Origin of the sequence: Algimonas arctica, assembly GCF_014652695.1 — a bacterium.
In the GTDB taxonomy this organism is placed as follows: domain Bacteria; phylum Pseudomonadota; class Alphaproteobacteria; order Caulobacterales; family Maricaulaceae; genus Litorimonas; species Litorimonas arctica.
Map to the genome: position 1 here is coordinate 1 of NZ_BMZH01000001.1, position 12,180 is coordinate 12,180.

Genomic DNA, 12,180 nt, shown 5'->3' on the forward strand with positions numbered 1-12,180 from the left:
AGCTGATCGTCCCAATCGCGATGGAAGAGAAGCTCCGCTTCGCCATCCGCGAAGGTGGCCGCACAGTCGGCGCCGGCGTGGTGTCAAAAATCACGGAGTAGGCCCGCAATAACTAGTGTAGGGGTATAGCTCAGTTGGTAGAGCATCGGATTCCAAATCCGAGTGTCGAGGGTTCGAGTCCTTCTGCCCCTGCCACTTTCTAACACGATCCGGAGCCGCTAGGGGTCCGGACCCAGGTGTCGCGGAGGTCGATTCGGCCTTCGCGTTTCGCCGTTTAAATAAGGGAACGCCCTAATGGCGAAAGGCAAGTCAGCCACTCCGTCCAAGAAGGACGCCAAAGTGCCACCGAAAGTGTCACCGGCGACTTATTTGGCGCAAGTTCAGCAAGAGGGCCGCAAGGTTGTCTGGCCGAGCTGGAAAGAAACTCGCCAGACGACCATCCTTGTGATGATCATGGTTGTCATTATGGGTCTCTTTTTCTTTGCGGTGGATTTCCTGATCGGCATTGTCGTGCCGTGGGTCTTGAATTTCGGGAGCGTCTCTTAATGGCTGCACAGTGGTATATCGTTCAGGCCTACTCGAACTTCGAGAAACGCGTGAAAGAAACGCTCGAGCGCGACGCCGAGGAAAAAGGCTTGTCTCATTTGTTTGAGGAAGTTTTGGTTCCAACGGAAACCGTGATCGAAGTGCGCCGCGGCCGTAAGGTTGAAAGCGAGCGCAAATTCTTTCCGGGTTATGTTCTGGTCAAGGTTGATCTGACCGATGAGGTCTATCACCTGATCGCGAATTCGCCGAAGGTCACAGGATTTCTTGGGGCGTCGAGCACGTCTAAAAAGCCTCGCCCTGTTCCGGATAAGGAAGTAGCACGGATCATCGGATCGCAGGAAGAGGGCGCCGTAGCGGCCCGTCCGACGATCAGTTTCGAGATTGGTGAAATGATTAAAGTTGTCGATGGCCCGTTCCAGAGCTTCTCTGGCTCGGTCGAAAGTGTCGACGAAGAGGCCGCGCGCCTCAAGGTTCTTATTAATATCTTCGGGCAAGGTACGCCCGTTGAACTCGACTATTCGCAGGTTGAAAAAGAGAGCTAGCGCTCACGACCTGCAAATACTGACTGTGGGAGGGGCGGCTAAGTCCAGTCGATCCCAGCACCACGGTCTCCACACGCGCGACGGCAATCCTGCTCAGCGCAACCGCCATAGGAGTGGAAAATGGCAAAGAAGATTAGCGGCTACATCAAGCTGACAATCCCCGCGGCTTCCGCGAACCCATCTCCGCCGCTCGGCCCTGCATTGGGTCAACGCGGCGTCAATATCATGGAATTCGCCAAGGCGTTTAACGCTAAGACCGAAGGCCTGGAAAAAGGCGTTCCAACGCCGACGATCATCACAGTTTACGGCGATAAGTCGTTCTCTTTCGTGACGAAAACGGCGCCTGCCAGTTACTATCTGAAGAAAGCGGCGGGCAAAAAGTCCGGCGGTAAGCTTCCGGGTAGTGAGATTGGCGGGACTGTTACGCGCGCCCAGTGTCGCGAAATTGCAGAAGCCAAAATGGTTGATCTGTCCGCAAACGATCTGGATCAAGCCACCAAGATCATCGAGGGCTCTGCCCGGTCGATGGGTTACGAGGTGACGGAGTAGATCATGACACATGCAAGCAAACGTATGAAAGCGGCTATGGCCACTTTCGATCGCGAAACGAATTACAGCATCAAAGAGGCTGTTGAATTGGTTAAAGCCAATGCCAAAGCTAAATTTGACGAGACGATTGAAGTCGCGTTGAATCTCGGTGTTGATCCACGTCACGCTGACCAAATGGTCCGTGGTGTTGCAAACCTGCCAAATGGCACAGGCCGCACCGTGCGCGTCGCTGTGTTCGCACGTGACGCCAAGGCTGATGAAGCCCGCGAAGCGGGTGCTGACATTGTTGGTGCGGAAGACTTGGCTGAAATGATTCAAAATGGCGATATGCCTTTTGATCGCGTTATCGCCACGCCTGACATGATGCCGCTTGTCGGTCGTCTGGGTAAAGTCCTCGGCCCGAAAGGCATGATGCCAAACCCGAAAGTCGGGACTGTCACGCCAGACGTTGCCAAAGCTGTTCGCGATTCCAAAGGTGGAGCGGTCGAGTATCGCGCCGAGAAAACCGGGATTGTTCACGCCGGCGTTGGCAAAGCCAGCTTCGATGCGGATAAGCTAGAAGAAAATGTCAATTTTCTTCTCTCGAAAATCCAACGTGAGCGTCCATCTGGCGCGAAAGGCACGTTTATCAAACGCGTCACGCTCAGCTCAACAATGGGCCCTGGCGTCAAGATCAATGCAGCCGATATTGGCTAATTAGGAATTTCGGCGAGGTTTTCCTCGCCGAATAGACTGTCCGAGACCGCCGGTGATCCCATTTGGGGTCATAATTCCAGCGCAGACAGAGCGACAACTATTCTAAGTGGGGTTTCCCCGCGCCGAGTGGGTTCGAGCTTTGGGACAGAGAAGCGCTGGTTGCTTCGTCGCTCCCTGAGTGATGTTGCAACGGGCACCCCAGAGGGGTTTGGCAATGATGCTAAGCCTCGCAACAACGGAGACCGCAAATGGATCGCACTCAAAAAGCGGCTGCTGTCGAAGAGCTGAAAAGCATCTTCGCGGAAGCCGGATCCGTGGTTATGGCTGAATTTTCAGGCATGACTGTTGCGGAAATGACGGACCTGCGTGCTAAGCTCAGAGAGCAAGGCGCAACGATCCGCGTTGTAAAGAACCGCCTGGCGACGATCGCCATGAAAGACCAGCCTTTTGAAGGCGCCGGTACAATGTTCAAAGGTCCTGTGGCAATTGCCTGGGCTGAAGACATGATCAGCGCTCCGAAAGTCACTGTTGAGTTTGCTAAGAACTCGAAAGCTTTCAAGATCATCGGCGGGTTCATGGGCGAAGAGATTTTCGATTCTTCTGGAATCGATGCTTTGTCCAAACTGCCGTCCCGCGAGGAGTTGATTTCGATGGCCGCACAGCGTCTGCTGAGCCAAGCTACGAACATCACTTCCGCCCTCATGTCACCCGGTCGGAGCCTGTCAGGCGCGATCGCGACAATCGAGGAAAAGGCAGCAGCGTAACTCTTTACGACAACATTCTCGCAAAACTCGAACCAACCCGCCCTTACGGAACTTTCTGTCGGGGCAATAAACTCAAGGAACTACATCATGGCTGATGTTAAAAAACTTGCTGAAGAGCTCGTCAAGCTGACGATCTTGGAAGCCAAAGAGCTGAACGACATCCTTAAAGATGAGTACGGCATCGAACCAGCAGCTGCGGCTGTTATGGCTGGCCCAGCAGGCGCTGCGGCGGCTGAAGAAGAAAAGACTGATTTCGACGTCGTTATGACATCGTTCGGTGGCAACAAGATTTCCGTGATTAAGGAAGTCCGCGCCATCACAGGTCTTGGCCTCAAAGAAGCCAAAGAACTTGTCGAATCTGCTCCTAAAGCCGTCAAAGAAGGCGTGCCTGAAGCTGAAGCAAACGACATTAAAGAGAAGCTGGAAGCTGCCGGCGCAACGGTCGAACTCAAGTAGTTCAACCTATGCTCTTTTGTTCGCGGGTCCGTTTCGGACTCGCGAACACCTCCGATGGTCTGGGGAGGTAAAACACCCGTCCACACTGGCGTCCGGTCGCCAGTCTAATCCGAACCGGACTAATTTTGACCGGCGTTTTGGGGCTGCAGCCCAAAATGTCTGGCCGCGACTGACGAAGGGTGTCTTTGATGTCACTGACCTTTACCGGCAAGAAACGTATTCGTAAAAGCTTCGGGCGTATTCCCGAAGCCGCCTCTATGCCTAATTTGATTGAGGTGCAGAAAAGCTCCTACGATCACTTCCTCCAGAAAGATATCGACGCGGGCGACCGCGCGAAGGATCAGGGGATTAACGGCGTTTTCAACTCTGTCTTCCCCGTGCGCGACTTTTCTGACCGCGCCGTTCTGGAGTATGTCTCATTCGTCTTCGAACCGCCAAAGTTCGACGAAGAAGAATGCCAGCAACGCGACATCACTTTTGCGGCTCCGCTGAAAGTGAAAATGCGTCTCGTCGTATTTGATATCGACGATGATACAGGCGCGCGTTCTGTCAAGGACATCAAAGAGCAAGACGTCTATATGGGCGATATCCCGCTCATGACCGACAAAGGGACGTTCATCGTGAACGGCACCGAGCGCGTGATCGTGTCGCAAATGCACCGTTCACCGGGTGTGTTCTTTGACCATGACAAAGGTAAATCCCACAGCTCAGGGAAGTTCCTATTCTCGGCACGGATCATTCCATACCGTGGCTCTTGGCTCGACTTTGAATTCGATCACAAAGATATTCTGTTTGCGCGGATTGACCGTCGCCGGAAACTTCCTGCCACGACCGTGCTTTATGCACTGGGCATGACGCGCGAAGAAATTCTCGAAGAATATTACGAAGCTGTCGAATTTAAACGCGACGCGAAAAAGGGCGGTTGGACCCGTGCCTTTGATCCAGAAGAATATCGCGGAGCGAAGCTCCAGCGTGATCTGGTTGACGCGGCGACAGGTGAAGTTGTGGCTCCATTGGGCCGCAAGCTGACCAAACGCGGTGCGAAGAAACTCGCGGATGATGGCGTGAAACACGTGCTGATTTCTGACTTTGAAATGTCCGAGCGCTTCGTCGCCGAAGACATTGTGAATATGAAGACGGGTCAAATCTACGCGGAAGCGGGTGATGAGTTGTCCGAAGACGCGATGGAGCAGATCAATGAAGCCGGTGTTGGCGAATTGTCTGTCCTGAACATCGATCACATCAATGTCGGTCCTTATATCCGCAACACATTGGCCGCCGATAAGAACGATAGCCGCGAAGGTGCGCTGGTTGATATTTATCGCGTCATGCGTCCGGGTGAGCCACCTACGGCAGAAGCCGCAGAAGATCTGTTTAACTCGCTTTTCTTTGATCAGGAACGCTATGACCTTTCGGCTGTTGGCCGGGTCAAAATGAACTTGCGCATGGAACTCGATGCCGAACCTGAAATGCGTGTTTTGCGCAAAGAAGATATCTTGGCTGTCGTCGATACGCTTGTGAAGCTCAAAGACGGCTTCGGTTCGATTGATGATATTGATAACCTCGGCAATCGCCGGGTTCGCTCTGTCGGTGAGTTGATGCAGAACCAATACCGTATTGGTCTTCTGCGTATGGAACGTGCGATTAAAGAACGGATGCAGTCGGTCGATATTGAGACCGTTATGCCGCATGATTTGATTAATGCGAAACCGGCCGCCGCTGTGGTGCGTGAATTCTTCGGCTCTTCGCAGTTGTCACAATTTATGGACCAAACGAACCCGTTGTCAGAGATTACGCATAAGCGTCGTCTCTCAGCGCTTGGCCCCGGTGGTTTGACCCGTGAACGCGCTGGCTTTGAAGTCCGTGATGTTCACCCGACCCACTATGGTCGGATTTGTCCAATTGAAACACCAGAAGGCCCGAACATCGGCCTGATCAACTCATTGGCGACCCATGCGCGTGTCAACGAATATGGCTTTATCGAAAGTCCGTATCGTGTGGTGAAAGACGGCAAGTTACAGGATAAAGTCCAGTATCTGTCGGCGATGGAAGAGGCTCGCTATATTGTTGCGCAGGCCAATGCCAAAGTCTCCGAAGACGGCGAGTTGATGGATGAATTCACGACCTGCCGCGCGAATGGCGAAGTCATTCAAGCGTCACGGGATGAAATCGATTTCATCGACGTGTCTCCGAAACAGCTCGTGTCTGTTGCGGCGGCGTTGATCCCATTCTTGGAAAATGACGATGCGAACCGGGCCTTGATGGGTTCGAACATGATGCGTCAGGCCGTGCCATTGCTGAAGGCGGAAGCGCCCTTGGTCGGGACCGGCATGGAAGGGATTGTGGCTGTTGATTCAGGTGCGACCGTGACAGCCAAGCGCGACGGTATCGTCGAGCAGGTTGACGCGAAACGCATTGTTGTTCGTGCCGATAAGGAAAAGGATTTATCCAAGTCCGGCGTCGACATCTACAACTTGCTGAAATTCCAGCGCTCAAACCAGTCGACCTGCATCAACCAACGTCCGTTGGTCAAAGTGGGTGATGAGGTCAAAGTCGGCGATATTATTGCTGATGGCCCCTCAACAGAGCTCGGTGAATTGGCACTTGGTAAGAACGTGCTTGTCGCGTTTATGCCGTGGAATGGCTACAATTTCGAAGACTCGATCTTGATCTCAGAACGTATCGTGCGCGACGATGTCTATACATCGCTTCACATCGAGGAATTCTCGGTCATGGCGCGTGATACGAAGCTCGGCCCTGAAGATATTACCCGCGATATTCCAAACGTCGGCGAAGAAAGCCTACGCAACTTGGACGAAGCCGGGATCGTCGCCGTTGGCGCCGAAGTTCATGCCGGCGATATCCTCGTCGGTAAGGTCACACCAAAAGGCGAAAGCCCGATGACTCCAGAAGAAAAACTTCTGCGTGCCATCTTTGGTGAAAAAGCGTCTGACGTTCGCGATACATCGCTGAAGCTCCCACCGGGTGCGTCTGGGACTGTCGTGGAAGTCCGTGTCTTTAACCGTCAAGGCGTCGAAAAAGACGAGCGCGCGATGCAAATCGAGCGTGAGGAAATCGAAAGCCTTGGGAAAGACCGTGATGATGAGCTGACCATTTTGGAACGCTCTGTTTACGCGTCGGTTCGTACGGTTCTCATGGGTAAGAGCGCTGTCTCTGGTCCGCGTGGGTTCAAAAAAGGTCCGATCACCGATGAGACGCTGGACGAAGTTCCGCGTTCTGATTGGTGGCGCATCGGTCTGGACGACGAAAAGGCCATTGGTGAGCTGGAAGCTCTGAAGTCGCAGTATGACACATCGAAAGCGCGTCTTGATGCGCGCTTTGATGACAAGGTCGACAAGCTGCAACGTGGCGATGATCTGCCTCCGGGTGTGATGAAGATGGTCAAAGTCTTTGTTGCCGTGAAGCGTAAGCTTCAGCCGGGTGATAAAATGGCCGGTCGTCACGGTAACAAGGGTGTCATCTCCAAGATCAATCCGATCGAAGACATGCCGTTCCTGCCAAACGGTCAAGCTGTTGACATCGTGTTGAACCCGCTCGGCGTTCCATCGCGGATGAACGTGGGTCAAATTCTGGAAACGCACCTTGGTTGGGCATGTGCCGGTATTGGCGACATGATCAACGAGGCGTTGGAAGTGTATAAAGAGGACGGTAATGTTACCGCGCTTCGTGAAGCAGTCCAACACGGCTACGGCGATGACATCACCCTGCCACGTAAGAATGATGAACTTATTGAGCTTGCGGGCAACGTCATACGCGGTGTTCCTATCGCAACGCCTGTCTTTGACGGTGCGCGCGAGCCGGATATCGTCACGATGCTTGAAAAAGCGGGTCTGCACAGTTCCGGTCAGGTCACATTGCATGATGGTCGGACGGGTGATCAGTTCACACGTCAGGTCACAGTCGGCTACAAGTACCTGCTCAAACTGCATCACTTGGTGGATGACAAAATCCACGCGCGGAGCATTGGACCATACTCGCTCGTCACACAGCAGCCGCTGGGTGGTAAAGCACAGTTCGGTGGCCAGCGCTTTGGTGAGATGGAAGTCTGGGCCCTGGAAGCTTACGGCGCCGCTTACACCTTGCAGGAAATGCTGACCGTCAAGTCGGATGATGTCGCGGGTCGGACGAAAGTCTATGAGTCGATCGTTCGCGGTGATGACAGTTTCGAGGCCGGTATTCCGGAGAGCTTTAACGTTCTCGTCAAGGAAATTCGCTCACTCGGTCTGAACATCGAGCTGACAAACGGCTAATTAGTATTGCTGCGCGCGAAGCCACAGGCTTCGCGCGCGCACTTTATTTCTAGTGGCTCGCCACTGTCCCGGACGCGGGATGGCTAAGCCCAAAACAAAGGACGTCCCATGAACCAAGAGGTCATGAACATCTTCAATCCGGCACAAGAAGGTCCATCCTTCGACCGGATCCGTATTTCCCTGGCGTCCCCTGAGAAGATTCTCAGCTGGTCATTTGGTGAAATCAAGAAGCCAGAAACCATTAACTACCGGACTTTCAAACCAGAGAAAGACGGCCTGTTCTGTGCGCGTATCTTTGGTCCTGTCAAAGATTACGAATGTCTCTGCGGCAAATATAAGCGCATGAAATATAAAGGCGTCGTTTGCGAGAAATGTGGCGTTGAAGTCACTGTCACCCGCGTGCGTCGTGAACGCATGGGTCACATCGAACTGGCTGCGCCTGTTGCGCACATCTGGTTCTTGAAATCTCTGCCATCGCGCATTTCGACCATGCTCAACATGACGCTCAAAGAAGTGGAGCGCGTGCTCTATTTTGAAAGCTATGTCGTCACCGAGCCGGGCCTGACATCTTTGGACGAGCGTCAAATCTTGTCCGAAGACGAATATCTCGACGCCCAAGCCGAATTTGGCGAAGATAGCTTTACCGCCGGTATCGGCGCAGAAGCTGTGCGCGAAATGCTGGGTGATCTGGACCTTGATGCCGAAATCGAACGCACGCGTTTTGATATGACGGAAACGGGTTCTGAGTTGAAACTCAAGAAACTGTCCAAGCGCCTTAAATTGCTCGAGAGCTTCAAGAAATCTGGCAACCGTCCGGAATGGATGGTTCTCACCATCGTTCCCGTCATCCCGCCAGAGCTGCGCCCGCTTGTGCCTTTGGATGGCGGCCGTTTTGCGACGTCGGATCTGAATGATCTTTATCGCCGGGTCATCAACCGCAACAATCGCCTGAAACGCCTCATCGAGCTTCGCGCACCGGACATCATCATCCGCAACGAAAAGCGGATGTTGCAAGAATCTGTCGATGCTCTGTTTGACAATGGCCGTCGGGGCCGGACCATCACAGGCGCGAATAAGCGTCCGTTGAAATCCATGTCCGACATGCTCAAGGGTAAACAGGGTCGCTTCCGTCAAAACTTGCTCGGTAAGCGCGTTGACTATTCCGGTCGTTCCGTGATCGTGGTTGGACCAGAGCTGAAACTGCACGAATGTGGTCTGCCAAAGAAAATGGCGCTGGAGCTATTCAAGCCGTTTATCTACTCGCGTCTCGACGCCAAGGGTCTGTCTGGCACTGTCAAACAGTCCAAGAAATTGGTTGAGAAGGAACGTCCTGAAATTTGGGATATTCTTGACGAAGTCATTCGCGAACACCCAGTTCTGTTGAACCGGGCCCCAACTTTGCACCGTTTGGGCATCCAAGCGTTTGAACCGAAACTGACCGAAGGGAAGGCGATCCGTCTTCACCCGCTCGTCTGTGCTGCGTTCAACGCCGACTTTGATGGCGACCAAATGGCCGTTCACGTCCCGTTGTCGATTGAAGCACAGCTGGAAGCGCGCGTCCTGATGATGTCGACTAACAACATCCTGTCGCCAGCCAATGGTAAACCGATCATCGTGCCGTCGCAGGATATCGTTTTGGGCCTCTACTACATGTCCCTGATGCGTGACGGCGAAACCGGTGAAGGCATGATGTTTGCCGATGTCGCCGAAGTCGAAGCCGCATTGGACAATAAGGTCGTGACCTTGCACGCCAAAGTGAAGGGCCGTTTCCCGGTCACTCACGAAGACGGCACCACTACAATGGAAGTCGCAGAAACCACGCCGGGTCGTTTGAAACTCGGTGAATTCCTGCCACGTCATCACAACATTCCGTTCTCCGTCATCAACAAAGAGCTGACGAAAAAGGAAATTGGTAAGCTGATCGACATCGTCTACCGCCACGGCGGCCAGAAGGCGACGGTGATCTTTGCCGATAAGATGATGGGTCTTGGTTTTGCGGAAGCGGCTAAAGCGGGTATCTCGTTCGGTAAGGATGACATGATCATCCCTGAGACGAAATATACGCTGGTCGCGGAAACGCATGAATTGGTTCAAGACTTCGAACAGCAATATGCGGACGGCCTGATCACTAAGGGTGAAAAGTACAACAAGGTTGTCGACGCTTGGTCCAAATGTACGGACAAAGTGGCGGATGCGATGATGGACGAGGCTGCTAAGCCCCGGAAAATCATCAACTCGATCTTTATGATGGCCGAGTCTGGCGCTCGCGGTTCTAAGAACCAGATGAAACAGCTTGCTGGGATGCGGGGCCTGATGGCCAAGCCGTCCGGTGAGATCATCGAGACGCCGATTACGGCGAACTTTAAAGAAGGCCTCACCGTGATGGACTACTTTAACTCCACCCACGGGGCCCGGAAGGGTCTTGCGGATACGGCGTTGAAGACAGCCAACTCGGGTTATCTGACCCGTCGTCTCGTTGATGTGGCACAAGACTGTATCGTCACAGAACAGGATTGCGGCACTGAAGCGGGTATCGAGATCAAACCGGTTGTCGATGGCGGTGACGTTGTTGTCTCGCTTGGCGAACGTATCTTGGGCCGTGTCCTGTCGGAAGACATGCACGATCCACGTACCGGCGATCTCATGTTCCCCGCCAATACATATATTGACGAAGACAAGATGCTGATCGTGGACGAAGGCGGCGCTGCCGATATTCGTGTGCGTTCGCCTCTGACGTGCGAAACGATTACGGGCATTTGCGCGACCTGTTACGGTCGTGATCTCGCGCGCGGGACCAAGGTCAATATGGGCGAAGCCGTCGGCGTTATTGCGGCGCAGTCCATTGGCGAACCGGGTACGCAGCTTACGATGCGGACGTTCCACATCGGCGGGACAGCCTCTGTTGCGGATAAATCCGTGATCGAAGCGGTCAATGAAGGCCGGATCAAATATGACGAAAAAGACGTCATCGAGACCGACAATGGCTTCATTGTCAATGTCCGCAAACTTGAGTTCGAAGTCGTGAATACCGACGGTAAAACGCTCGAAATCCACAAGGTTGATTTCGGGTCGCGGATGCCGCTGGATAACGGCGCGATGGTCAATATCGGTACGAAACTCGCCGATTGGGACCCGTACACCATGCCAATCCTCTCTGAGGTTGCCGGGACTGTGCGCTTGCTCGATCTGGTTGAAGGGGTCTCCGCCAAGGAAGAAACCGACGAAGATACGGGTATTTCGTCCAAGGTCATTATCGATTGGCGCGCCAGCTCCAAATCGGGTGACATTCAGCCTGCTGCGGTGATCGAAGATGAGAACGGCGAACCTGTCGAGCTCATTGAAAACCGGATTGCGCGCTACATGCTCGCAGTCGGGGCGATCCTGTCGGTTAATGATGGTGATACGGTCAAGCCGGGTACGGTTTTGGCGCGTATTCCTAAAGGGTCTGCGACACAGCGCGACATTACCGGTGGTTTGCCACGGGTTGCCGAGTTGTTCGAGGCCCGTCGTCCAAAGGATGATGCGATTATCGCCCAGATGGATGGTAAGATTGAATTTACGCGCGACTATAAGAACAAGCGTAAAATCTCGATCCTGCCGGAAACAGAAGACGGCGAGAGCATCAGCTTCCTCGTGCCAAAAGGCAAACACATGCTCGTCTCTGATGGCGACATGGTCAAACGTGGCGATTACATCGTTGATGGTAATCCGGCCCCGCATGACATCCTTCAAGTGATGGGTGTTGAGGCGTTGGCGGAATATCTCGTTGACGAAGTACAAGGCGTCTACCGCCTGCAGGGTGTGCCGATTAACGACAAACACATCGAAGTGATTGTCCGGCAAATGCTGCAGAAAGTTGAAGTCACCGATCCGGGCGACACGTCCATGATCCGCGCCGAACAACTGGATAAGGTTGAGTTTAACGAGCGGAATGCAGAGCTTCTGGCGGGCAATAAGAAGGCGCGTCCGGCTACGGCTGAACCCGTTCTTCTCGGGATCACCAAAGCCTCGCTTCAAACGCGCAGCTTTATCTCGGCGGCTTCCTTCCAAGAAACGACACGCGTCCTCACGGAAGCGTCGGTTCAAGGTAAGGAAGACATGCTCGAAGGTCTGAAAGAGAACGTCATCGTGGGTCGTTTGATCCCAGCGGGTACCGGCAGCAATCTGCGTCGCTACCAGAAACTGGCGAACACACGCGACACCAAGTTGCTTGCAGAACGTGCGGCAGCGGCTCCAATGGAAGCCTTCCCATCGGAACTCGACGGCGACGCCGCCGAATAGACGACGCGACATTAGATTTAGGAAGGCCGCTCCTCGGAGCGGCCTTTTTTTATGGGTCTGTTGGTGTTTGCGTGA

General features: G+C 53.7%; 9 protein-coding genes and 1 tRNA gene. All 10 read left to right on the plus strand.

The genetic code is table 11. The features are described from left to right. Window positions 1-101, plus strand: a 101-nt coding sequence (locus IE105_RS00005) for an EF-Tu C-terminal domain-related protein (protein WP_233353933.1), incomplete at its 5' end; no start/stop codon positions are given. Between the two features lie 18 nt (window positions 102-119). Further along, window positions 120-195: transfer RNA gene (locus IE105_RS00010), tRNA-Trp, on the plus strand. A gap of 99 nt (window positions 196-294) precedes the next feature. Next, window positions 295-546, plus strand: coding sequence for a preprotein translocase subunit SecE (gene secE, locus IE105_RS00015; RefSeq protein ID WP_189494099.1), 252 nt, complete (start codon window positions 295-297; stop codon window positions 544-546). Next, the gene (gene nusG / locus IE105_RS00020; RefSeq protein WP_189494101.1) at window positions 546-1,088 is read left to right on the plus strand and encodes a transcription termination/antitermination protein NusG; all 543 of its coding nucleotides are present in this window, start codon (window positions 546-548) and stop codon (window positions 1,086-1,088) included. Before secE ends, nusG begins: the two co-directional genes overlap by 1 nt. Before the next feature lie 120 nt (window positions 1,089-1,208). Continuing rightward, the gene (rplK, locus tag IE105_RS00025; protein WP_189494103.1) at window positions 1,209-1,637 is read left to right on the plus strand and encodes a 50S ribosomal protein L11; all 429 of its coding nucleotides are present in this window, start codon (window positions 1,209-1,211) and stop codon (window positions 1,635-1,637) included. A 3-nt stretch (window positions 1,638-1,640) separates the two neighbouring features. Then, complete coding sequence (gene rplA / locus IE105_RS00030; RefSeq protein ID WP_189494105.1) at window positions 1,641-2,333, plus strand: 50S ribosomal protein L1; 693 nt, start codon at window positions 1,641-1,643, stop codon at window positions 2,331-2,333. A gap of 248 nt (window positions 2,334-2,581) precedes the next feature. Beyond that, a complete protein-coding gene (gene rplJ / locus IE105_RS00035; RefSeq protein WP_189494107.1) occupies window positions 2,582-3,097 on the plus strand; it encodes a 50S ribosomal protein L10 in 516 nt (171 codons plus the stop codon). A gap of 87 nt (window positions 3,098-3,184) precedes the next feature. Further along, window positions 3,185-3,553, plus strand: coding sequence for a 50S ribosomal protein L7/L12 (gene rplL, locus IE105_RS00040; protein ID WP_189494109.1), 369 nt, complete (start codon window positions 3,185-3,187; stop codon window positions 3,551-3,553). Between the two features lie 188 nt (window positions 3,554-3,741). Then, window positions 3,742-7,824: a DNA-directed RNA polymerase subunit beta gene (gene rpoB / locus IE105_RS00045; RefSeq protein ID WP_189494111.1), complete on the plus strand. Its 4,083-nt coding sequence runs from the start codon at window positions 3,742-3,744 to the stop codon at window positions 7,822-7,824. Between the two features lie 108 nt (window positions 7,825-7,932). Then, window positions 7,933-12,105 carry a DNA-directed RNA polymerase subunit beta' gene (gene rpoC, locus IE105_RS00050; protein WP_189494113.1) on the plus strand — a complete coding sequence of 1,391 codons (4,173 nt, stop codon included), beginning with the start codon at window positions 7,933-7,935 and terminating at the stop codon, window positions 12,103-12,105. Window positions 12,106-12,180 lie beyond the last annotated feature (75 nt).

What these genes read in the sequence shown, in the direction of transcription:
- rplJ (WP_189494107.1), top strand. Translation starts at nt 2,582, where the DNA reads ATGGATCGCACTCAAAAAGCGGCTGCTGTCGAAGAGCTGAAAAGCATC.
- nusG (WP_189494101.1), top strand. Translation starts at nt 546, where the DNA reads ATGGCTGCACAGTGGTATATCGTTCAGGCCTACTCGAACTTCGAGAAA.
- rplK (WP_189494103.1), top strand. Translation starts at nt 1,209, where the DNA reads ATGGCAAAGAAGATTAGCGGCTACATCAAGCTGACAATCCCCGCGGCT.
- secE (WP_189494099.1), top strand. Translation starts at nt 295, where the DNA reads ATGGCGAAAGGCAAGTCAGCCACTCCGTCCAAGAAGGACGCCAAAGTG.
- rpoC (WP_189494113.1), top strand. Translation starts at nt 7,933, where the DNA reads ATGAACCAAGAGGTCATGAACATCTTCAATCCGGCACAAGAAGGTCCA.
- rplA (WP_189494105.1), top strand. Translation starts at nt 1,641, where the DNA reads ATGACACATGCAAGCAAACGTATGAAAGCGGCTATGGCCACTTTCGAT.
- rplL (WP_189494109.1), top strand. Translation starts at nt 3,185, where the DNA reads ATGGCTGATGTTAAAAAACTTGCTGAAGAGCTCGTCAAGCTGACGATC.
- rpoB (WP_189494111.1), top strand. Translation starts at nt 3,742, where the DNA reads ATGTCACTGACCTTTACCGGCAAGAAACGTATTCGTAAAAGCTTCGGG.